Source organism: Hydrogenophaga sp. SL48, from assembly GCF_021729865.1.
In the GTDB taxonomy this organism is placed as follows: domain Bacteria; phylum Pseudomonadota; class Gammaproteobacteria; order Burkholderiales; family Burkholderiaceae_C; genus Hydrogenophaga.
This window is the reverse complement of record NZ_CP063400.1, coordinates 707,678-731,281: the sequence shown is the minus strand read 5'-3', so window position 1 is coordinate 731,281 and position 23,604 is coordinate 707,678. Positions and strand designations below refer to the sequence as shown.

Here is a 23,604-nt window from a genome sequence, read left to right as displayed (position 1 = left end):
CGTGTTCCATTGGATGCGCATTGTGGCGAGCACAACGCAGCGTGAAACGCCATGAAGGCCAGCATCAAAACGTTCCTCCATCGGGCCGGCAGTGTTTTGGCCATCGCCGGGCTCGCCTTGGTGGTGCAACGCCTCTACGCCCAGCACGATACCCTGCAGGCGGTCCATTTCAGCAAACTGCAGTATCTGTCCATCGCCGGTCTGGCCATGATCTATGGCCTCTCTGGCTGGTTGCTGGCAATGGCGTGGCAGAAGATCCTCGCGCACCTTGGCACTCGAATGCCGGCCTCATCTGCCATCCGCATTTATGGTCTGTCGCAGATCGGCAAGTACCTGCCGGGCAACATCTTTCATCTGGCGGGAAGACAGGGCCTGGGCATGGCCGAAGGCGTCCCTTCCTGGACGCTCATCAAGTCCACGGTGTGGGAGCTGGGGCTCATGTGCACGACCGCATCACCCTTTCTCCTGCTCGTTGCGCCTGCCTATTTCAGGCTGGAGCGCCTGCAAGACGCGGCTGTTGCCGGCGTTGCCCTTCTGCTGATGGTTTTCGCATGGGTGATTCGCCGGGTCTGGGGCACGCCACTGATGCAGGCCTTCCTTCTGCACCTGTTGTTCCTTTGCGTGGCAGGACTGGTGTTCGCCGGTGTGGCCAACGCCGTGTCGGTTGACCGGATCGGCGCATGGGGAACACTGGCCAGTTGCTTTGTCATTGCCTGGCTGATGGGTCTGGTGGTCCCCGGGGCGCCGGCAGGCATCGGCATACGCGAATTGGTGCTGCTGGGTCTGCTGGCGAACCAACTGAGCACGGAAGCAGCACTGTTGACCGTAGGCGTGAGTCGAATCGTCACTGCAGCGGGTGATGTGCTTTTCTGGTTGGGCGCGCTGACCCTGGCCCAGCTCGTTCGCAGCAAAACACCGAGCGTGACCGACTGAATCCCCCACACACTGAACAAGCGGCCCATATTCGCCGGAAGTACATTCCAGCGGAACAACACAGGAACCATGAGATGAGGATAGAAAACGGCATTGTGGTCGGTACCATCGGGACCAAATACTCGTCCAGGAACCCGCTGGCCCGGTACCTGGTTCAAGGCTTTGACCATGCGATCGGCACGCTCGCGGCCCAATCCGATCCGCAAGCCATTCTGGAGATCGGTTCCGGTGAAGGACATGTGACCGAGATTCTTCTGAAAGAAACCCGCGCACGAATTCATGCCACCGAACTGTCGGAGGCCGTGATGAATGAAACCCGAAACCAACTCACCGACCCGAGGGTGTCGTGGGAACTGGCCAAACTTGAGGACTACCATCCGGCTGGGCACTTTGACCTGGTGGTCTGTTGTGAGGTTCTGGAACATCTGCCCGACCCCTCCGCGGGCCTGAAGAGCCTGCGCGCCATGGATGCAGACCACTTCCTGCTCAGCGTTCCCAATGAACCCATCTGGCGCATGCTCAATTTTTTGCGCGGCTCCTATTTCCGAGACTTTGGCAACAGTCCTGGGCATGTCCAGCACTGGAGCACCAGGCAGTTCATCAAGTTCGTTTCGACGGAGTTCACTGTTCTGGAGGTTCGCACCCCACTGCCCTGGACCGCTTTGCTCTGCAAGAAGTGAGTCCTTGAACGCGGCACGACCCTGGCCGCCAGTGACGCCTGAACCGGTTCACCTACTGGTCGAACTTATAATCGCGGGTTGCCCGGGACGGGCTGCCGGAGCAGCCGGCTGGGGTCTTCGTCCACGGACTTGACTTGCCCCTGCCGGGCTCTCGATGACAGGAACACTGGTGACATCACATACCGCTTGGTCTGCGCAAGCGCCCACAGGGCAGGTGGACTGGCCCATGAGCGTGCCGGCGGGCCTCCAGGTCGTGGTGGCCATTCGCCCGGACCTGAAGCACTTTGACCTTCTTCGTGTTCAGGACCGCATCGTCTTCTACGTCTGGTGGGAGCGCAGGCTGTACCTGGAATACCCCGAGACCGAGTGGTGTCTGAGTGACGCGGACCGGTCTTTTCTCTCCTCGTACAGCGTTGAACGCTTCCTGGAAGAAGGCGGCACAGGGCTGTCGTATGCGCTGCAGGGCAACTGGCCGACGGTGCTCGATCTCATGCCCGGTTTCCGGGAGCACAGCCGTGAAGCAGTGATCGGCCATGAAGCGTTCACCGATTGCCTGCCCAAGCCGCTGCAACTGATCTGGGGCGACCGCCCCGACCTACAGGGCTCGCACGACATTGGCAGCGCCGGAGGCCGCATCGGCTTCCTGCGCTGGTGGTTCAACTTCGGCCACAAAGAGCACCTGCGCGTCGACTGGCGACCGGCGCCCGAGTTGCTGGCTGTCGATGCCCACGGCGACGGCCAATGGCCATGGCCACACGTGCTTTCGCTGATCGTTGCGGGGCGCAGCGATCTGGACCCGTCGCAGTTCGCCCCCGTGTCCGAGAAGAACGGGTTCAACGGTCTGCTGTGGTGGCACCGCAGTGGTTGCGCGGAATTCGCGGTGCCGGCGTGGTCCCTGATGAACCACACCGGCCTGCGCCGGCAACTGCACCAGCGGGCCGCCGACTTCAACGCCCTGCAGGCGCCGGGCGGTGGTTGCGCCGTGCCCCTGCCCTACCCGGTCTACATGGTGTGGAGCACGCGTGGCGACCTGCAGCAGGCGTTTGACCTGCGCCAAAAGGCGGGCTGCGAGCAGTTGCTGGCTTGGTGGGCGCTGCACGGCAACACCGAGTACGCCGGCGTGTCCGAGCTCTTCGCCGACCCGTCGACCGAACAGCCGGGCATCAACATCGTCGGCTACGCCCGCAGTGTGATCGGCATCGCGGAAGACGTGCGCATGGCCGCGCGTTCGGCGCAGCTCGCGGGTGTTCCGCACGCGGTGATCGACGTGCCCATCCCCGGGCCCGACAAGCTGGACCACTCGCTGGACTCGCTGATCGTCGATCAGCCGCGCTGGCCGGTCTCGCTGTACTGCCTGCCCCCCACGGAAATCATCCGCCTGGGCATGGAGGGTGGGCGCCAGTTGCTGAATTCAGGCACCTACAACGTGGGCGCCTGGCACTGGGAGCTGCCCGTCTGGCCCGAACACCTCATGGGCGTCATTGGTTCGGTGGATGAAATCTGGGTGTTCAGCGAATTCGTTCGCAACGCCTTTGCTGGGCGCACCGACAAGCCGGTGCGCAAGATGCCCCTGGCGGTGGAAGTGCCCGCACCGACCGGCGCCAGTCGTGCGCAGTTCGGGTTGCCGGCCAACCGCTTCCACTTCCTCGTGATGTTCGACGGCAACTCCTGGCTGTCGCGCAAGAACCCGATCGCGGCCGTGCGCGCCTTCAAGTCGGCCTTTGGCACCGAGCGCGGTGTCGGTCTGGTGATCAAGGCCATCAGCCTGGACCGCACGTCGGCCGCCTGGCAGGCCCTGGAGGCTGAGCTCAACGGCGATGACCGCGTGGTGGTGATCGACCGCACGATGGGCCGTGTCGAGTTGACCCAGCTCATGGCCTCGTGCGATGCCTATGTGTCGCTGCACCGCTCCGAGGGCTTCGGCCGCATCATCGCCGAGTCGATGTTGCTGGGCCTGCCCACGGTCACCACCCACTTCTCGGGCAACGTGGACTTCTGCACCCCGCAGACCAGCTTCCTCGTGGATGGCCCCCTCGTCGCATTGACGCCGAGCGACTACATCCTCCATGAAGGCCAGTACTGGTGCGACCCCGATGTTGACCAGGCCCGCCAGCAGATGCGCCGGGTGTTCGAGCAGCGCAACGAAGCCCGGGCCGTGGCCCAGGCGGCACGCCACAACATCCAGACCCACTACTCCATCGAAGCGGTGGCCGCGGCCTACCGCAGCCGCCTGCGCGAGCTGCGCACAGCCGACCTGATCTGATCGCCCCCATGCAAAGCAACGACTCCACCGCCACCTCCGCTCCCAGCGCCCTACCCGTCGAAGACGAGCGCCTGCAACTGGCGGAAGAACTCAAAGACCGTGAACAGCAGTTGCTCGACCTGCTGCAGGACTACACCGACCGCAACCTGCAGCTGATCGTGGCGCAGCAGCGCATCTCGGTGCTGACCAACGAGGTGCTCGCGCACCAGGAGGCGGCCAAGGTGCACAGCGCACACATTCAGAACATGTACCGGTCCAGCAGCTGGCGCGTGACGGCGCCGCTGCGCAAGCTCAGCGTGCTCGCGCAGGACGTGACGTACTCGGTGCGTGTGTTCCGCGAAGCCATGGCGGCCGGCAAGGGATGGCAGATGGCCTTGCAGCAGGCGCGCCACGCCGCCGCGCCCGACGCGCTCTCGCCCGATGCTGCGGTGGCCGACCATGCCCCGAAGGCCTTCGACCCGCGCGACTATCAGGAGTGGGTGCGCCGCTACGACACGCCCGATGCCGCAGCGGTTGGGCTGATGCGCCAGCAGCTGGCGGCCCTGGTCGAACAGCCGCTGGTGTCGGTGGTCATGCCCACCTACAACGCCAACCTCGACTGGCTCGACCAGGCGGTCCAGTCGGTCAAGGACCAGCTCTACCCGAACTGGGAACTGTGCATCGCCGACGACGCATCGCCCGATCCCGAGGTGCGTCCCTTTCTGGAAAAGCTGGCGGCGAGCGATCCCCGCATCAAGATCGTGTTCCGCGAGAAGAACGGGCACATCTCTGCCGCCACCAACAGCGCGCTCACCCTGGCGACCGGTGACTGGATCAGCTTCCTCGACCACGACGACGTGCTGCCCGCGCACGCCCTGCTGTACATGGTCAAGGCCATCGCCCAGCACCCGGACGCGCGCCTGCTGTATTCGGATGAAGACAAGATCGGTGACGACGGCAAGCGCTACGACCCCTACTTCAAGTGCGACTGGAACCTCGACCTGTTCTATTCGCACAACCTCGTGACGCACCTCGCCTTCTACCGGCGCGACCTGATGAACCAGGTGGGCGGCCTGCGGGAAGCCTATGCCGGCGCGCAGGACTACGACCTGGTGCTGCGCGTGATCGAGCACGTCACGCCCGCCCAGATCGTGCACGTGCCCTTCATCCTCTACCACTGGCGCGCCCATGCCGGCAGCACCGCCACAGCCGACCTCACGATCAAGCCCTACGCCATGCTGGCGGGCGAGCGCGCCCTCAACGACCACTTCAAGCGCACCCAGGTCAGCGCGCGCGCGCAGTTCATCGGCCACGGCTACCGCGTGCGCTACCGCGTGCCGACGCCCGCGCCCAAGCTGAGCATCATCATCCCGACGCGCAACGCGCTGCAGCTCGTCAAGGTGTGCATCGAGAGCATCAAGACCAAGTCCAGCTACAAGAACTACGAAATCCTGCTGGTGGACAATGGCTCGGACGATCCGGCCGCGCTCGCCTATTTCGCCGAGCAGGCGCAGGCCGACAACTTCAAGGTCATCCGCGACGACTCGCCCTTCAGCTACTCGGCCATCAACAACCTGGCGGCCGCCCAGGCGACCGGCGAGGTGCTGTGTTTCCTCAACAACGACATCGAGGTCATCGCCCACGACTGGATGGAAGAGCTGGTCAGCCAGGCGTGCCGCCCCGGCATCGGCGCCGTGGGCGCCAAGCTGCTGTACCCCAACGCCACCATCCAGCACGCGGGCGTGATCGTCGGCATCGGCGGCTGGGCGGGCCACTCGCACAAGGGGTTCTTCAATCAGTCGCACGGCTATGTGGGGCGCGCCTCGCTGGCCAGCAACTTCAGTGCCGTCACCGGCGCCTGCATGGCGGTGCAGAAGAAGCACTTTGATCGCGTGGGCGGCTTCGACTCGGTCAACCTGAAGGTGGCCTGCAACGACGTGGACCTGTGCCTCAAATTCATCGAGATCGGCCTGCGCAATCTCTACACGCCGCATGCCGTGCTCTTCCACCACGAGTCGGCCACGCGCGGCTACGAAGACACGCCGGAGAAAAAGGCCCGCTTCAAGAACGAGGTGGATCACATGTGGAAGCGCTGGCCAACGCTGATGGCGAACGACCCGGCCTACAGCCCCAACCTGACGCTGGACCACGAGGACTTCGGTCTCGCGTGGCCTCCTCGCGTCCGGCACGCCGAGTCCGTCTGACGTGCACCAACGCCATCACCGGACCACCCGCACATGATCAAGCGCCTGTTCTCCGCCTGTGCCCAGGGCTACCGCACCTGGGCCCAAATGCCGCTGGCGCTGTTCATGCTCGTGTTCATCGTGCTGCAGAGCGTGGTGATGGCCTACAACACGCCCTACAGCTACCCGCCGGACGAGGTGCCACACCTGTCCTACATCCGTGACAGCATCCAGTCGCCCGCCTCCCTGCCCGACTTCAAGACGGGCAAGCTCATGGGCTTCGGACAATCCCCCAACTACCTGGCGCACCCGGCGCTGTACTACAGCGCCCTGGGTGTGGTGGGCAAGGTGTTTGCCCTCAACCCCAAAGCAAACTACCTGGTGTTCCGCCTGTTCGGGGTGGCGTTCGTCGGCCTGGGTCTGATCTTCACGGTGCTGACCGCGCGCGAATTCAAGATGCAGCCAGGCGCGGTCGCGCTCACGCTGTTCGCCTGCGCGGGCATTCCCATGTTTGCCTACCTGGCTGGCAGCGTCACCAACGACACCCTGCTCTACACCGGCATGGCCATGGGTTTCTACGGCCTCGCCCGCGCCATGAACCCGGCCCGCACCGGGCGCCACACCGGGTCGTACACCATCTTGTTGCTGGGCCTGCTCATCACCTTTCTGACCAAGGCCACCGGCATGGCCTTCATGGTGTTCTTTTTCGGCGCCCTGGCGGTGTTGAACCTGCGCCGTCTTCACCCTGTTCTGCTGCTTCAAAGCACCTGGCGCCACGTCGCCGTGTTCGTGGCCTTGGTCGGGGGCTACTACGTGGTGACCCGGCTGACGCATGGCACGTTGTTTCCCAAGCCCTCCGACCTCTATGTGCTCGTGCCGCCGCAGGCCCCGCTGGACTTTCTGGGCTACAGCCAAGAGTACGTCTACACCATGTGGCGGCGTTTGCCGGGCATCCTGTCTCACCTGAGCGTGGCCCCCATCGACGAGCGGTGGTTGCCGGTTTTTTACACCATGGTCTGTTTGCCCCTGGTGGGCTGGCTGGTGGTGAGGTTCAGCACGCCGTTGCTGACCGCAGACCGCATGGCGATCCGCTTTTTCGATGCGCTGGCGCTGGCCACGCTGGCCACCCTGACCTTGCACTTGGTGTTCGGCTACCGCGCTTATTTGGGCAACGGCATGCTGTCCGGGTTGCAGCCCCGCTACTACGCTTACCTGCTGCCAGTGATCTGGTTCCCGTTCTTCGTGCTGTGCCAGCCCGGGTGGTTCAAGCAGACGGTCACCGCATTGTTCGCCGCCAGCGCCCTCGGGGTCTTCTGGGCCTCGTCGCCGGTCGTCCTGCTCAAGCAGCAGCAGGCGCTGCAGGACCTGCCACAGAACCTCGCCTACACCGATCACAGCCCCCTCAAGACCGAGCCGCTGCAGGTGCCCTTGCGCGACACCGTGACCGGACGCCTCGAAACACTCACCCTCACGAATGGGGAATTGCGTGCCAAAGGCTGGGTGTTTGACGCGCAGCGGGGCGACAAGGTGCAGCGCCTCTGGATTCTCGCGAAGAATCAATTCATTGCCTCCATGCCAGTGCAGGTGAAGCGCGAGGACGTCGCCGCGGCCCTGGGCACGCCACAGGCCATGAACGCAGGCTTCGCCTTCACCGCCCGCCGAATCCCCGCCACACTGGTCGTCTGCGATATCCGGCTGATGGCCGAGTTCCGGGACGGCAGTTTTGGCCACCTTCGAACCGACGGCTGCGCACTCTGACCCCGCTCCATCGCGCAGGTTGCTGAAGCCCCCGACACAAGATCAACCAGATCACCATTCAACGGAGTCCCTCTTGAAACTCATCATCCAGATCCCCTGCTACAACGAAGCAGCTACCCTGGGCATTGCCCTGGCCGCATTGCCACGTCAGGTGCCCGGATTCGACCAGGTGGAATGGCTGATCATCGACGACGGCTGCACCGACAACACGGTCGAGGTCGCCCTGGCACATGGCGTGGACCACGTGGTGCGCCACACCACCAACCAGGGCCTGGCGCGAGGTTTCATGAACGGTCTGCAGGCCTGTCTGGAGCATGGCGCGGACGTGATCGTTAACACCGACGCCGACAACCAGTACAACGCCGACGACATCCCCGCACTGACCCGGCCCATTCTGGACGGCAAGGCCGACATCGTGGTGGGCGCCCGGCCCATCGAGGCCATCGAGCACTTCAGCCCGGTCAAGAAGCTGTTGCAAAAACTGGGCAGCTGGGTGGTCCGGGTGGCCAGCAAGACCAACATCCCCGACGCCCCGAGCGGCTTCCGCGCGATGAGCCGCTCGGCCGCGCGCCGTTTGGCCGTGTTCAGCGACTACACCTACACCCTGGAGACCATCATCCAGGCGGGGCAGAAGAACATGGCCATCACCTCGGTGCCGATCCGGGTCAATGGCGACCTGCGACCCTCTCGCCTGGTCAAGAGCATCTCTTCGTACATCCGCCGCAGCATCATCACCATCATCCGCGTGTTCGTGATCTACCGGCCGTTCCGGTTTTTTGCGTCCATCGGGCTGACCCTCTTTGCGTTGGGTTTCCTGATCGGCCTGCGATTCCTCTACAAATGGCTGACCGAGGACTACGACGGCCATGTGCAGTCGCTGATCCTGGCCAGCTCGCTGCTGATCATGGGCTTCCACACCATCCTGATCGCGTTTGTCGCCGACCTGCTCTCGGCCAACCGCAAGCTGATGGAGGAAGTCCGGGCGCTGACCCTCGAAAACCGGGACCAGAAGCGGTAAATGGCTGGAGCGATCGCCATCACCGGCGCCAACGGCTTCGTGGGTCGCGCCCTGTGCACGAGCCTGCGGGCGCAAGGGCGCACTGTGGTGCCTTTGGTGCGCACCGCCGAAAGTTCCCCTCCGGACGGCTCTCGCGTGGTTGGAGACATCGGGCCCGACACCCCCTGGTCAGACGCACTGAAGGATGTGGACTGCGTGGTGCACTGCGCGGCGCGGGTGCATGTGATGCACGATAAAGACCCTGATCCGCAGGGTGCGTTTCGCCGTGTCAACGTCGATGGAACGCGGGCGCTGGCCGTGGCCGCTGCGGCTACCGGCGTCAGGCGCCTGGTGTTCGTGAGCTCGCTGAAAGTGCATGGCGAGCAGACGTTCCCCGGCGCCCCATTTCACGCGAAGTCGGTACCTGCCCCTCAAGATGCGTATGGGCAATCCAAGTGGGAAGCCGAGCAGGCCCTGTGGGCGGTGGCGGCGACCACGGGGCTGGAGATCGTGGTCGTGCGCCCCCCCCTGGTCTACGGCCCCGGTGCCAAAGCCAACTTCCTGCGGCTGATGCAATGGGTGGCCAGAGGCCTTCCGCTGCCACTCGGGGGCATTCACAACCGGCGGTCCCTGCTGGCCCTGGGCAATCTCACCGACTTGCTCCAGATCTGCATCGACCACCCTGCTGCGGCCGGTCAAACCCTTCTCGCGTCCGACGACCACGACATGTCCACCCCCGAACTGATCCGGGGGTTGGCGGCGGCCATGGGACGTCCTGCGAGGCTGCTGCCGGTGCCGGTCTCCTGGCTGCGTCTGGCGGGCCGTCTGACCGGTCAGACCCCTCAAATCGAACGGCTGACAGGGTCGCTGCAGGTCGACATCGGGCATACTCGGGAGGTTTTGAGCTGGACGCCTCCGTGGACGGTGCAGCAGGGCCTGAAGCTCACGGTACAGGATGTCAAGGGATGAAGCGCTCCTTCGATCTCTTTTTCGTGCTCTGTGTCGGCTCGTTGCTGCTGGTGCCGATCGGGCTGATCGCCCTGCTGGTCCGCTGGACCTCCCCCGGACCAGCACTTTATTGGAGTGATCGGGTGGGTCGGAACAACCGCATTTTCAAGATGCCCAAATTTCGAAGCATGCGACTGGACACGCCCGCCGTGGCCACCCACCTGCTGTCGGAGCCCGACCAATACCTGACGCCGGTGGGACCCTTTTTGCGCCGAACGAGCCTGGACGAGCTGCCGCAGCTCTGGAGCATCTTCAAGGGCGACATGAGCCTTGTGGGTCCCCGCCCCGCCCTGTTCAATCAGCATGATCTGATCCAGCTGCGCACGGAGGCGGGCGTGGAGCGTCTCGTCCCCGGTCTGACGGGCTGGGCCCAGATCAATGGACGCGACGAGCTGCCAATTCCGGACAAGGTCCGCCTCGACGCCGAGTACCTTCAGCGTCAATCGTTCGGGTTTGACCTGAAGATCATTTTCCTCACGGTGTGGCGGGTGCTGCGCCGCGATGGTGTCAACCACTGAATCACCGCCAGACCGCGAAGAAGACACCGATGCTCAACCGTTTTGCCCTGCCCATCCTGGCCATGCCGAGGCCCGCCAAACGTGTGGTGGTGCTGTCCGTCGACGCCGCGCTCTGTGTGCTGACCGTCTGGCTGGCTTTCTACCTGCGACTCGGTGAATGGGTGAGGCTTGCCGGCGACAGCTACTGGCAACCGCTGTGGGCGGTGGTGGTTTCGCTGGCGGTGGCCCTGCCCATCTTCGTGGTCAACGGTTTTTACCGCGCCATCTTTCGCTACTCGGGACTGTCTGCCTTGATGACGGTGATGAAGGCCATTGCCGTGTACGCGCTGCTTTTCGCGTCGGTGTTCACGGCCTTCGGCGTCGATGGCGTACCCCGCACCGTGGGCCTGATCCAGCCGATGCTGCTGCTGCTCACGGTAGGCGCGTCGCGCATGCTGGCGCGCTTCTGGCTGGGCGGCTTGTACCGCAACCAGCTCAAGATGGTGGCGCTGCCCCGTGTGCTGATTTATGGCGCAGGCAATGCGGGTCGGCAACTCGCTGGCGCCATGGCCAACAGCCACGAGATGCGGGTGGTCGGTTTCCTGGACGACGACGACCGCCTGCACGGCCACGTGCTCAACGGGCTGTCGATCTACAGCCCAGCGGATCTTCCGGGTCTGGTGAATTCGCTGCAGGTGAGCACGGTGTTGCTGGCCATCCCCTCGGTGAGCCGGCACCGCCGCAACGAGATGATCGCGCAGATGCTCCGTGCCCACGTGCAGGTGCGCACCTTGCCCGCCGTGAGCGAACTCGCTCAAGGCATGGTCAGCACCTCCGACTTGCGCGAGCTGGACATCGACGACCTGCTGGGCCGCGAGCCGGTGAGCCCCAACCACATCCTGCTGGGCAAGAACATCTCAGACAAAGTGGTGCTGGTGACCGGTGCAGGTGGCTCGATCGGCAGCGAACTGTGCCGCCAGATCCTGGCGGTGGCGCCCACCACGCTGGTGCTGGTGGAACAGAGCGAATTCGCGCTGTACGAAATCCACCAGGAACTGGCAGAAAGAACCGACAACGAACGCACTTTGCTGGTTCCGGTGCTCGCCTCGGTGCGCGACGCCCAGCGCCTGCGCGACATCATGTCCGACTGGAAGCCCGACACGGTCTACCACGCCGCAGCCTACAAACATGTGCCACTGGTCGAGCACAACCCGATCGAGGGCATCCGGAACAACACACTGGGCACGCTGACCGCCGCCCGCATCGCTGCCGAAGAAGGCGTGACCGACTTTGTGCTGATCAGCACCGACAAAGCCGTGCGCCCCACCAACGTCATGGGTGCGAGCAAACGGTTGGCCGAAATGGCGCTGCAGGCGCTGGCCGACACCCCGTCCAAGACCCGTTTCTCCATGGTGCGGTTCGGCAATGTGCTGGGCTCATCGGGCTCGGTGGTGCCCAGATTTCGACGTCAGATCCGCGACGGAGGCCCCATCACGGTGACCCACCCGGACATGACCCGGTACTTCATGACCATCCCGGAAGCCGCTCAGTTGGTCATCCAGGCGGGGGCCATGGCCAAGGGTGGCGACGTGTTTGTGCTGGACATGGGTGACCCGGTCAAGATCTTCGACCTCGCCACGCGCATGATTGAGCTCTCGGGTCTGTGTGTGCGCAGCGAGAACAACCCGGACGGTGACATCGAAATCGAGATCACCGGCCTGCGCCCCGGCGAGAAGCTGTTCGAAGAGCTGCTCATCGGTAACAACCCGCGTCCAACCTCGCATCCCCGCATCATGAAGGCCCACGAGGAGTTTCTCGCCTGGCCTGTGCTGCAGGACAAGCTCCAACAACTCGAGGCCCTGCTGGACCGACGTGATGTGGAAGGCACCAAAGAGCTCCTGATCGAGCTGGTGGCGGGCTATTCACCCACCGATCAGGGCCTGGAAGCCGCCGGCCCGGACAGCCGTCTGCGCTACAGCGTGTAGCCATCCCCGCAGGTCCTGTTGGGCGGGGCGTGATCGATCCAGGCCATTCGCCGACCGCCACAGGCCCTTCCCCCTCCTTACCGATCAAAGGTCACACAGACATGAACAGTTCGAACAAGCAACGCATTGGCCTGGTGGGCACCGGCTTCATCGCCAGCGGTTTCGCCCGCCTGGTGCACAACCACGCAACCGATCTCACCCTGAGCGCGGTGCTCACGCGCCGCCCCCTGGGACAGCCGGACGGATTTCCTTTCCCCGAACAACTCACGCACTCGGTCCAGGAACTGCTGGACAAGTCGGACCTCATCGTGGAATGCAGCGGCGACGTGCTGCACGCCACCAGCGTGATCGACGCCGCCCTGCGCGCCGGCAAGCCGGTGGTGACCATGAACTCCGAGTTCCACGTCACGACCGGCTCCTGGTTCGCTGACAAGGGTTTGCTCACCGAAGCCGAGGGCGATCAGCCCGGCTCCATCGCCGCCTTGCGCGAAGAAGCCGTGATGATGGGCTTCAAGCCGCTGGTGTACGGCAACATGAAGGGCTTTCTGAACCACCTTCCAAAGCCCGAAGAGATGGCTTACTGGGCCGGCAAACAGGGCATCAGTGTCGAGCAGACGACCTCCTTCACCGACGGCACCAAGATCCAGATCGAGCAGGCCCTGGTTGCCAATGGCTTCGGCGGCACCATCACCCGCCAGGGCATGGAAGGGCCCAAGGCGACCGACGTGACCAAGGCGGCCATCGAACTTGCCCGCACGGCAGCCGGGGTCGGACAGGCCATTTCGGACTACGTGCTCTCTCCCGGCAACGCAGGGGTGTTCGTGGTCGGCACCCACGACCAGTCGGAGTGGAAGGCACTGAACTACCTCAAGCTCGGTGACGGCCCCTACTACGTGCTCGTCCGCCCGTTCCACCTGTGCCAGTACGAGATCATCAAGACGGTGAGGCGTGTGCTCCATGGCGGTGGTGTTCTGCTGAACAACTCCAGCCAGCCCACGGTGTCCATCGTCGGCATCGCCAAGACCGACCTGCCCGTGGGAACACGCATCAATCGCGCCATTGGCGGATTTCAGGTGCGTGGCGAAGCGGCCCGCATCAGCGATGTGCGCGGACATGTGCCCATCGGCATGATCCAGGACGCCGTGATCACACGCCCGGTCATTGCCGGACAAACGCTGACTTTCGATGACGTTGCGCTGCCAGACACGCTGGCATTGCGCATCGCGCGCGAACTCTACGCCTGAGCCGGAACACCAGAAAGGGGGCACCGGCGCCTCGATCCGGGCCTTCGATCGCCTGATGCAACCCATCGGCGTGTGCGGCTTTCCTCTGTCCATCCGTGTCCACCGATTCCGTGCACACCCACTACCGCCCCGACATCGACGGCCTGCGCGCCATCGCCGTGGTGTCGGTGGTGCTGCACCATGCGTTTCCCGAACAGATCCGGGGCGGCTTCGTCGGCGTGGACATCTTCTTCGTCATCTCCGGCTACCTGATCAGCTCGATCATCCTGGCGGGCCTTCAGAAGCAGCGCTTCAGCTTCATTGATTTCTACGCGCGCCGCATCAAACGCATCTTCCCTGCCCTGCTCCTGGTGCTGACCACCGTCATCGTGACGGGCTGGTTCCAGCTGCTCCCGGTGGACTACAAGCAGGTCGGCAAACACATCCTGGCGGGCAGTGCGTTTGTCTCCAACTTTGCGTTCTGGAACGAAGCGGGCTACTTCGACGCCGCGTCGGCCAACAAGCCCCTGCTGCACCTCTGGTCACTGGCGATCGAGGAGCAGTTCTACATGCTCTGGCCGCTGACGCTGTGGGCGGTCCACCGCTGGCGCCTGAACGCCATGCGCTGGATCGCCGTGTTGATGCTGGTCTCTTTCCTGATCAACCTCTACCTGGTGCGCGGCCAGATCACCGCCGCGTTCTACAACCCCGCATCGCGTTTCTGGGAACTGCTGGTCGGCGCCATGCTGGCGGCCATGCACGTGCACCGCGTCGGTCTGGGTGCCGTGTTCAGACGGGGGCTCTGGACCGATCCACCGCCGTTGCCCGCGGCCACCCCCAAACCCAGCAACCTGCTGGCATGGACCGGCGCCGGCCTTCTGCTGCTGGTGCTGTTCACCATCAACCCGGAACGGCGTTTCCCGGGCTGGTGGGCGGTGCTGCCCACCCTCGGGTCGGTGCTCCTCATCGCGGCGGGTCCGCACGCCTGGTTCAACCGCCATGTGCTGGCCAGCAAGCCGTTCGTGTGGATCGGGCTCATCAGCTACCCGCTCTACCTCTGGCACTGGCCGCTGCTGTCGTTTGCCCACATCGAAGCCGGCGACCTGCCCCGCTGGGAACACCAGACGGGCTGGGTCTTGCTCGCGGTGGCCCTGGCCTGGCTGACCTACCGGCTGGTGGAAAAACCGATCCGGTTCGGTCGCCTGAACCGCAAGACCATGACGGCGTCATTGTGCGTCGCCATGGCCTTGGCAGCAGGTTCGGGATACGCCACCTACCGCAACAACGGCTTTGACGACCGTTTCCCCGACATCGTGCGCGACATGATGTCCAAGGGCGGGCGCACGGCCATCATCGAAGGCTGGCGCGACCAGGACTGCATGTTGGACTACAAGCTGCCGCCGTCGAACTACAAAGCCTTCTGCATCGAAAAGAAGCGTCCGCTGGTGTTCATCTGGGGCGACTCCCACGCGGGCTCGCTGTACCCGGGTTTCAAAGCACTGCAGGAATCAGGCAAGTACACGTTCGGCCTGGGGGAACGCACCGCCGCGATCTGCCCGTCGGTCCTGGGCATCGAGCCGCGACCACTGTGCAAGAGCCTCAACGACGACACGATCCAGGCGATCCGCGATGCCAGGCCCGATGTCGTGATCCTCTATTCGTGGTGGCACAACAAGCGCTACGACCTTCGCAACCTCGAAGCCACGGTGCAGGAGATCAAGAAGGCCGGCGTGCCCCGCATCATCATGCTGGGCGCCGTGCCGTACTGGAAAAAGCACCTGCCCCAGATTCTCCTGGAGGAATGGAAAAAGGGGTCGGTGCAAGCCCGGCCGCCGCTGCGACTGACAGAAGCGTTTCTTGATCCAGAGGTGCGCAATGCCACCGCCCGGATGCGGGCTCGCGCCCAGAAGATGGGCATCGAGTTCATTTCCGGCATGGATTTCTTCTGCAATGCGCAGGGCTGCCTCACCCGCCTGACCGACGATGCCGTTCAGCCGCTGTCCTACGATTACGGTCACCTCTCCACCGGCGCCATGGTCTACTACGTGGACCAGTTGGCTCCGATGATCTTCAGAACGCCCTGACGCATCGCTCGCAGGGTTGATGTCAGCGAGAGAGGCGAGAAACAGCAGACATGAAAAAGCCGCTCCGAGGAGCGGCTTTTTTGCGGGTGACGCAGAAGGCCCCTCAGTGCCTCTGCAAAACCCATTTTCGATCAGCGCGGCTGGCGACGAGCGACCGGACGGGCCGGGCCACCTTCGGTGCGGCGCTGGGGGAACTCGCCACCGCGCAGGGCGGCACGCTCGGAGTTGCCGCGGTCGCTGAAGCGGTCGCCACCACGGTCACCGCCGTTGTCGCTGCGGCCAAAGCTGGAGAAACCTTGCGGCTTGGCGCCAGGACGCGGTGCCTGCGGACGGTCGCCAAAACCACGGCCGGGACCACCCGCAGGACGGGCATCGCGCTCGAAACGGTTGTCGGGGCGGCTGTCAAAACGCGCCTCGCTGCGTGGTGCAGGACGGCCTTCGAAACGGCCGTCACCGCGCGGAGCGTCACCCCGGTTGTCAAAACGGTTGCCTTCAAAACGAGGTGCATCGCCACGACCTTCAAAGCGCGGCGCGTCGCCACGGCCTTCGAAACGCGGGCCGCGCGGAGCGGGAGCACCACGGCGGTCGGCGAAACGGTCGTTGCCGCCACGGCCCTGAGGGCGGCCGCCAGGACCACCACGGCCGAACGGTTCGGCCATCGGCGCGCGCTGGCGCGGCTCCAGGCCGGGCACGGTTTCCACCGCGATGCGCTGGCGCGTGTAGGCCTCGATGTCACCGATCTTGCGACGGTCGCGCAGCTCGGCGAAGGTCACGGCCAGACCGTCGCGGCCGGCACGGCCGGTGCGGCCGATGCGGTGCGTGTAGTCCTCGGCCTTCATCGGCAGGCCGAAGTTGAAGACGTGGGTGATGGTGGGCACGTCGATGCCGCGGGCCGCAACGTCGGTGGCGACCAGGATCTGCACCTGGCCAGCGCGCAGCGCCATCAGGCGGCGGTTGCGGATGCCCTGGCTGAGCGCACCGTGCAGCGCCACGGCAGCGAAGCCGGCTTGCTGCAGGTCGGTGGCCAAACCATCGCACTCGATCTGGGTGCTGGAGAACACGATGGCTTGGTTGATGCTGGTGTCGCGCAGCCAGTGGTCCAGCATCTTGCGCTTGTGGTCGGCGTTGTCGGCCCAGAACAGCACCTGCTTGATGTTGGCGTGCTGTTCTTGCGGGCTGTCGATCTGGATCTTCTGCACGTGCTTGCCGCCGTCATGCATCACGCGCATGGCGAGCTGCTGGATGCGCGGCGCGAACGTGGCGCTGAACATCATGGTCTGGCGGCGCTGGCTGGTCATGTCGTTGACATCGGCCAGGTCGTCGGCAAAGCCGAGGTCCAGCATGCGGTCGGCTTCGTCGACCACCAGGAACTGCACTTGGTCGAGCTTGATCTGCTGCGAGCGCTGCAGGTCGAGCAGGCGGCCGGGCGTGGCCACCACGAGGTCGGCGTTTTGCAGCTTGGCGATCTGCAGCTGGTAGGGCATGCCGCCCACCACGTTGGCGATACGCAGGCCGCGGCAATGACGCACCAGATCGATGGCATCGTTGGCCACCTGCTGGGCGAGTTCGCGCGTCGGACACAGGATCAGGGCGCCGGGGGTGGCGGCCTTGAAGTTGCGCGGGTTGGTCGGGTCCTTGCGCTTGGCGCGCTTGGGGGCAACTTCGCCACGGGCCAGGGCGTCGGCGACGCTCTGCTCGAACTCGGCCTTTTCGTTGGCTTCGGCCTGGGCCTGTTGTTGCAGCAGGGTGTGCAGGACGGGCAGCAGGAAGGCGGCGGTCTTGCCGCTGCCAGTCTGGCTGGACACCATCAGGTCGGCAAAACGCTTTTCGCCTTCGCCGAGCATGGCTTTGGGCACCACGTTGTTCTGAACCTGGGTCGGGCTGGTGTAACCGAGGTCCACACAGGCCTGAACCAGCTCGGGCGCCAGGCCCAGCAGCGCGAAGCCGTTGGGAGCCGACGGCTCGACGATGGTGATGGATTCGTCCGCGACAGCGTCAACGGGCAGGGTGTCGGGCGTGAATTCGCCGCGGGCTTCAAAAGAGTCGCTCATGTTCGTCCTTGCGCTACAGCGCAATTGATCGAAGCAAAACGGTCAGGATAAGCCACACCCAATGTGGGTGCGTGCGCTCCTGGCGCTTGATCCGTTCGTGGTTACAAAACATCAACCATCAAACGGTCAACGCGCCGAGGGGCCTTCAAGAAACGAAGGCACCCGGAACGATTGGCCTCATCCGTTGCACTGCAGTGATACTGCGGTGGGCTGAAGCTCCCGGTGGGAGAACAGCGCAAATACCGGGAGGCCTGGTGTGTGAGGCAGATGCACAAATCAGCACAGTTTTCTGTGCAGCCTGCGATTATTGCAGATTTTCAGGGAAAACCCTAGATTTATTTAGATCCATCCACTTCAAGCCGACAAAAGAGCCGCAACAGCCTTGTACAGAACGGCCGCGAGCACTGCGGTGGCAGGCACCGTGACGATCCAGGCCGCCACAATGCGCAGCACCGCGGAGCGCTTCACGATCTCTTTCTTGTAGGCCTTCTTCAGCGCCTTCTGCTCGTTCTTGGCCAGCACGGCGCCCACGGCCAGTTCACGTGCCTTCGCCCGCTTCTTCATCTCCGAGAGCATGCGCTTCTTCTCGCTCACCTCAGCGGCCTCAAAGCGCTGAAGATAGGCCTCGACCTCTGCCCGATCCGCGCCTTGATGGCCGGCGAACACCACCGCCTCCATCTTGGCGTAGTTGACCTTGAGCAACTCACGCAAGAAGCCCACGCCAAACACGGCACCGATGGAGATGTGGGTGGTCGATACCGGCATCCCCAACTGCGAAGCCACGATCACCGTCAGGGTGGCCGACATCGCGATGGCGTAGGCCCTCATGTTGTCAAGCTCGGTGATCTCCTTGCCGACCGTGCGGATCAGGCGAGCGCCGTACAAAGCCAGCCCGGCAACAAGGCCGAGTGCACCCAGGACCATGATCCACAAGGGCGTCGATGCCTTGCTGGCCACAGCCCCCTCTTTCACCGCCTCGTAAATCGCTGCAAGGGGCCCCACGGCGTTGGCCACATCGTTGGCGCCGTGCGCGAAGCTCAGCAGCGCTGCCGAACACACCAGCGGCCAGGTGAACAGGCGGTTGACGCCATCTTTGCTGTTGTGCAGCAGCAGCGCCTTGCGCGCAATCGGCCCACGCACCAGCATCCAGGCGATCAGCCCCAGCACAGCGCCAGCCCCGATGGCCACCCAGAATGACACCTTCACCAGTTGTCCCAGCCCCTTGAGCAGCATGTAGGTGCCGAAGGCCCAGGCCATGGCAGCGATCAGCCAGGGCACGACACGGGCAGCAGCCTCCGTCATGTCGCTGCGGTAGGTGATGCTGCGTTTGATGAGGTAGAGGAAGGCAGCTGCAACCAAGCCACCGGATACCGGCGAAATCACCCAGCTGATGACGATGTTGCCGATGGTGCCCCAGTTCACCAGATCCCAGCCACCGGCCGCAATGCCGGCGCCCATGACGGCACCGATGATGGAGTGGGTGGTGGACACCGGCGCACCAATCGCAGTGGCCAGGTGCAACCAGAGCGCACCGGCCAGCAGGGCCGCGAACATCAGCCAAGCGAACTGCGATGCATCTTTGATCTGCTGAATGTCGATGATGCCGCCCTTGATGGTGCCAACCACGTCACCGCCGGCGATGATGGCGCCCAGGGCCTCGAACACCGCAGCCACCAGAATGGCCCAACCCATGGTCATGGCCCCCGAACCCACCGCCGGTCCCATGTTGTTGGCCACATCGTTGGCACCGATGTTCATCGCCATGTAGCCACCGACCACGGCCGCGACGATCAACAGCCAGATGGAGGAGCTCGACAGGCTCGCGACGTTGGCCCCAGTCAAGGAGGCGTAGAGGCCCACCAACAAAAGAAAAACAACCGAGGCGCCCAGTTGCAGGGAGTCCATGTGACGGGATACAAAGCTGGAACGGGTCTTTTTTGTCATGTGAGCTTCTCGTGATCTTCACGATTTTGACACGGTCATGGGTGCGAAAAGGCGCAACAGGACGGTGCGAGCGGGCGAAGGACAGGGGTCCTGTGCCAGCCTGTCAGCGCAGAAAATGGGTGCGGTAATGCACCAGTTCGTCGATGGACTCGTGCACATCCGCCAGCGCCGTGTGCTTCTGGTGCTTCTTGAAACTGTCGTACACCTCCGGGCGCCAGCGTTTGGCGAGTTCCTTGATCGTGCTCACATCCAGGTTGCGGTAATGGAAATAGGCCTCCAGCTTGGGCATGTACTTCACCAGAAAGCGCCTGTCCTGCCCGATGCTGTTTCCACACATGGGCGAACCGTTCTTCGGCACATATTGGCTGATGAAGGCGAGCAGCTCGGCAGCCGCATCGGCTTCGTTCAGGGTGCTGGCCTTCACCTTGTCGATCAGACCGCTCTTGCCGTGCGTGCCCTTGTTCCAGTTGTCCATGGCGTTCAGCACCGCATCGCTCTGGTGGATGACCAGCACGGGTCCCTCCACCCGGGGTTCCAGGTGAGGGCCGGTGACCACCACGGCAATTTCAAGCAGGCGCTCTTTCTCGGGATCGAGGCCGCTCATCTCACAGTCGAGCCAGATCAGATTCTGGTCGCTTTTGGGCAGCAGGGATGGCGTGGCGGTGGCGGCATCGGCCGGCAGGTGGGTGTGTTGAAGGCTCATGCGCCGATTTTCACCGATGCGCCGACCGGACTCTGGCGACCCCATGGCCAAGACCTTTTCTGTTGGGTGAGGCCATCACTTCGATAGACTCCCCCCATGGATGCAAGTGCCTTCTCTTTCACCGCGGTCTTCTGTGTCGCGCTCGTGCTCGGCCTCGTCGTGCGCACCGTGCTCTCCAGCCGGCAGATCCGCCACGTGGTGCACCATCGGGATGGTGTGCCCGAGCCCTTCGCGGCCACGATCGGCCTGGACGCTCACCGGAAGGCGGCCGACTACACCGTGGCCAAGGCCCGCTTCGGCATGCTGGAAGCGGCGCTGGAGGCTTTTCTGCTGCTGGGCTGGACGCTGCTCGGCGGCCTGCACTGGCTCAACCAGACCCTGCTGGCCTGGATGGGTCCGGGCATGTGGCAGCAGCTCGCGCTGCTGGGCAGCTTCACCCTGATCGGTGCTCTGCTCACGCTGCCCATGGGCTGGTGGGCCACCTTCCGGCTGGAAGAGCGGTTTGGCTTCAACAAGATGAGCCTGGGCCTGTGGCTGGCCGACATGCTCAAGGGCGGGATGGTGGGTGCACTCATCGGGCTGCCGATCGCCGCGCTGGTGCTCTGGCTCATGGGAGCCGCTGGCTCCGCCTGGTGGCTCTGGGCCTGGGGCGCGTGGATGGCCTTCAGCCTGCTGATGCTGGTGTTCTACCCCACCGTCATCGCGCCACTCTTCAACAAGTTCGACCCCCTGCAGGACGAGGTGCTGAAGAACCGGGTGAACGCGCTCATGAAGCGTTGTGGTTTTGCCGCCAAGGGCCTGTTCGTGATGGACGGCAGCAAACGCAGTGCCCACGCCAACGCCTACTTCACCGGCTTTGGTGCCGCCAAGCGGGTGGTGTTTTTTGACACCTTGCTGCAACAGCTGAGCCCGCCCGAGATCGACGCCGTGCTCGCACACGAGCTGGGTCACTACAAGCGCCGCCACATCTTCCAGCGCACCGTGATGATGTTCGGCCTCAGTTTGCTGGGTTTCGCACTGCTCGGATGGGTGTCGCGCCAGGCCTGGTTCTACAACGGCCTGGGCGTGCTGCCCTCGATGGACGCACCCAACGACGCCCTCGCGCTGCTGTTGTTTCTGATGGTGGTGCCGTTGTTCACTTACTTCCTCTCACCACTCATGGCCCAGCTCTCGCGTCGCCACGAGTTCGAAGCCGACGCCTACGCCATCGCACACACCGACGGTAACGACCTGGCCAGCGCGCTGCTCAAACTCTACAAGGACAACGCCAGCACGCTCACGCCCGACCCGGTCTACGCGCGCTTCTACTATTCGCATCCGCCGGCCAGTGAGCGCATTGCTCGGCTGCGAGGCGCTGTCGCATGAGCCAGCCCCGGACCCTTGGCGCCAATGCCGTGGACGCCAGGGGGGCACCCGGCGGTCTTGATGAAGGTCTGGTGGTGGCGGCCTACGGGCGCCATTGCCTCGTGGAGAGCCCCGACGGACAACGGCGCATCTGCCACCCACGGGGCAAGAAGAGCCAGTCCGTCGTTGGTGACAGGGTGCGCTGGATGCCAACGGGCGATGAAGGCAGCATCGAGCGTGTGGAAACACGGCGCAACCTGTTCTACCGGCAAGACGAACTGCGCACCAAGTCGTTCGCGGCCAACCTGGACCAGATCCTGGTGCTGGTCGCGGCCGACCCGGAGTTTTCCGAGCGCCAGCTGGCGCGCTCCCTGATCGCGGCAGAAGCCGAAGGCATTCCGGTGCTGATCGTGCTCAACAAGAGCGATCTGCAGCCCGCCTACGACCACGCGTGGGCGCGGCTGGAACCCTACCGCCGCATGGGCACCGATGTGCTGCCGCTGCGACTCAAGGGCGACACCGCCGCCAGCAGCGAAGCCGGTCTGGACGCACTCATGGAGCGACTGGCCGGCAAGACCACCCTGGTGCTGGGCCCATCGGGCGTGGGCAAGAGCACGCTGGTGAACCGGCTGGTGCCGCATGCCAGGGCGCTCACAGGCGAAATCTCCCGCGCGCTCAATTCGGGCAAGCACACGACCACCAGCACCACCTGGTACTGGGTGGACGACACACGGCGCACGGCGCTGATCGACTCGCCCGGTTTTCAGGAATTTGGTCTGAACCACATCGAGCCCATGCAGCTCGCCCACCTGATGCCCGACCTGCGCGCCACGCTCGGCCACTGCCGCTTCTACAACTGCACGCACCTGCACGAGCCGGGTTGTGTGGTGCTCACAAACGTGCAGAAAGCTGCAGCTGGACCGGGCGCAGAAGGCCCCGGCTCCATCTCGGAGAACCGATACCGCATCTATCAGGAGTTGTTTGCCGAACTCTCGGCGCGCAGAACCTACTGAGTGCAGGGTCAGCCCAGCAGGCGTGCCAGCGTCAACAGCGCCAGCAGCAGCATCCACAGCACCACGCTGCGCCACACCAGGCCCACCGCACTCGCGAGATGTGCCAGCTGCGGCTCGGGGCGCGCAGCGACACCGTCTGATTCTTCAATGACCCCTTCGCGGGAACTCAGGCGCACGTTGAGCGCTCCCGAGGTCGCAGCGAGCACGACGCCGTCGCTGCCTGGTGCAAACAGCTCGGCCTCACCGCGCCAACTCGCTACCGCCTCCTCAAAGTTGCCGACCACCGCGAAACCGAGCGCAGTGGCCCTCGCGGGCAGGTGGTCCACCCACTCCCAGCCGCGCGCACTGGCCTTCTGGAGCGGCACGCTGGGCGTTCCGTCGGGCCGGGCCTTCCAGTTGCGTGACAGGTACTCCGCCATGCGGTACAGCACCGCACCTGCAGGCCCCAGCCCCAGCAGCCAGAACACCACAAAAGCCGCCAGCACCCCGAACACATGGCGGTGGGCGGCCAGCACCGACTGCTCGATCACCTGCCTCAGCAACTCGGTGCGCGGCAGACTGACCGTTTCCACATGCAGCCACTGCGCCAGCTTCTCACGCGCCCGAACGTCGTTGCCTTCTTCGAGCGCCTGGCGAATGTCGGTGAAATGGTGGCTGAACTGCCGGAAACCCAGCGTCACATACAAAACGATCACCAGCCACACGAACGCCAGCACGCTGCTGAACTGCCACAAGCCCCAATACACCAGCGCAGCACCCAGCGCAGGCGCCCCCGCCGCCAGCGCCCAGGCCAGCCAGCCATGTCCGGGTTGTCCGGTGTCGAGATTGCGTCGGACCATCCGGGCCCAGCTGCGCAAACCGGCATGCACCGGGTTGTCGAATCCCAGGGGGCGGGTCTGCTCGATCAGCAAAGCGATGAGGATGGCGAAAAAACTCATGGCGCCATCATAGCGACGGGT

Annotated in this window: 17 protein-coding genes; 13 read left to right on the top strand and 4 right to left on the bottom strand. The window is 64.3% G+C overall.

What is annotated here, in order from left to right; genetic code table 11:
- Positions 1-51: 51 nt before the first annotated feature.
- From IM738_RS03520 to IM738_RS03470, 11 genes are all read left to right on the top strand, one after another.
- Positions 52-933: a hypothetical protein gene (locus tag IM738_RS03520; RefSeq protein ID WP_236964517.1), complete on the top strand. Its 882-nt coding sequence runs from the start codon at positions 52-54 to the stop codon at positions 931-933.
- A gap of 74 nt (positions 934-1,007) precedes the next feature.
- Positions 1,008-1,613 (top strand): class I SAM-dependent methyltransferase, encoded by a 606-nt coding sequence (locus IM738_RS03515; protein WP_236964516.1) that lies wholly within the window; start codon positions 1,008-1,010, stop codon positions 1,611-1,613.
- Positions 1,614-1,782: 169 nt separating this feature from the next.
- On the top strand, positions 1,783-3,876 hold the full coding sequence (locus IM738_RS03510; RefSeq protein WP_236964514.1) for a glycosyltransferase family 4 protein: 2,094 nt from the start codon (positions 1,783-1,785) through the stop codon (positions 3,874-3,876).
- 8 nt (positions 3,877-3,884) lie between these two features.
- On the top strand, positions 3,885-6,059 hold the full coding sequence (locus tag IM738_RS03505) for a glycosyltransferase family 2 protein (protein ID WP_236964513.1): 2,175 nt from the start codon (positions 3,885-3,887) through the stop codon (positions 6,057-6,059).
- Positions 6,060-6,092: 33 nt separating this feature from the next.
- Positions 6,093-7,796, top strand: a complete 1,704-nt coding sequence (locus IM738_RS03500) for a DUF2142 domain-containing protein (RefSeq protein WP_236964511.1) — start codon at positions 6,093-6,095, stop codon at positions 7,794-7,796.
- A 73-nt stretch (positions 7,797-7,869) separates the two neighbouring features.
- The gene (locus IM738_RS03495) at positions 7,870-8,814 is read left to right on the top strand and encodes a glycosyltransferase family 2 protein (RefSeq protein WP_236964509.1); all 945 of its coding nucleotides are present in this window, start codon (positions 7,870-7,872) and stop codon (positions 8,812-8,814) included.
- On the top strand, positions 8,815-9,762 hold the full coding sequence (locus tag IM738_RS03490; RefSeq protein ID WP_236964507.1) for a UDP-glucose 4-epimerase family protein: 948 nt from the start codon (positions 8,815-8,817) through the stop codon (positions 9,760-9,762).
- On the top strand, positions 9,759-10,319 hold the full coding sequence (locus IM738_RS03485; protein ID WP_236964506.1) for a sugar transferase: 561 nt from the start codon (positions 9,759-9,761) through the stop codon (positions 10,317-10,319). Before IM738_RS03490 ends, IM738_RS03485 begins: the two co-directional genes overlap by 4 nt.
- 29 nt (positions 10,320-10,348) lie before the next feature.
- A complete protein-coding gene (locus IM738_RS03480; protein ID WP_236964504.1) occupies positions 10,349-12,283 on the top strand; it encodes a polysaccharide biosynthesis protein in 1,935 nt (644 codons plus the stop codon).
- A gap of 101 nt (positions 12,284-12,384) precedes the next feature.
- Positions 12,385-13,527, top strand: coding sequence for a hypothetical protein (locus IM738_RS03475; RefSeq protein ID WP_236964503.1), 1,143 nt, complete (start codon positions 12,385-12,387; stop codon positions 13,525-13,527).
- Positions 13,528-13,622: 95 nt separating this feature from the next.
- The gene (locus tag IM738_RS03470; protein ID WP_236964502.1) at positions 13,623-15,590 is read left to right on the top strand and encodes an acyltransferase family protein; all 1,968 of its coding nucleotides are present in this window, start codon (positions 13,623-13,625) and stop codon (positions 15,588-15,590) included.
- Between the two features lie 131 nt (positions 15,591-15,721).
- Here the strand turns inward: IM738_RS03470 and IM738_RS03465 are convergent, their stop codons facing one another.
- The 3 genes from IM738_RS03465 to orn form a co-directional block, all read right to left on the bottom strand.
- Positions 15,722-17,641, bottom strand: a complete 1,920-nt coding sequence (locus tag IM738_RS03465) for a DEAD/DEAH box helicase (protein WP_236964500.1) — start codon at positions 17,639-17,641, stop codon at positions 15,722-15,724.
- Positions 17,642-17,995: 354 nt separating this feature from the next.
- Entirely contained in the window at positions 17,996-19,585 is a 1,590-nt protein-coding gene (locus IM738_RS03460) for an inorganic phosphate transporter (RefSeq protein WP_236964499.1), read from the bottom strand.
- A gap of 103 nt (positions 19,586-19,688) precedes the next feature.
- Positions 19,689-20,288, bottom strand: coding sequence for an oligoribonuclease (gene orn, locus IM738_RS03455; protein ID WP_236964497.1), 600 nt, complete (start codon positions 20,286-20,288; stop codon positions 19,689-19,691).
- Between the two features lie 96 nt (positions 20,289-20,384).
- On the opposite strand from orn, the gene IM738_RS03450 reads away from it, so the two are divergent.
- Entirely contained in the window at positions 20,385-21,653 is a 1,269-nt protein-coding gene (locus tag IM738_RS03450; RefSeq protein ID WP_236964496.1) for a M48 family metallopeptidase, read from the top strand.
- Positions 21,650-22,645, top strand: coding sequence for a ribosome small subunit-dependent GTPase A (gene rsgA / locus IM738_RS03445; protein ID WP_236964495.1), 996 nt, complete (start codon positions 21,650-21,652; stop codon positions 22,643-22,645). Before IM738_RS03450 ends, rsgA begins: the two co-directional genes overlap by 4 nt.
- Positions 22,646-22,653: 8 nt before the next feature.
- Here the strand turns inward: rsgA and IM738_RS03440 are convergent, their stop codons facing one another.
- Positions 22,654-23,583: a CobD/CbiB family protein gene (locus tag IM738_RS03440; protein WP_236964494.1), complete on the bottom strand. Its 930-nt coding sequence runs from the start codon at positions 23,581-23,583 to the stop codon at positions 22,654-22,656.
- Positions 23,584-23,604: the final 21 nt, after the last annotated feature.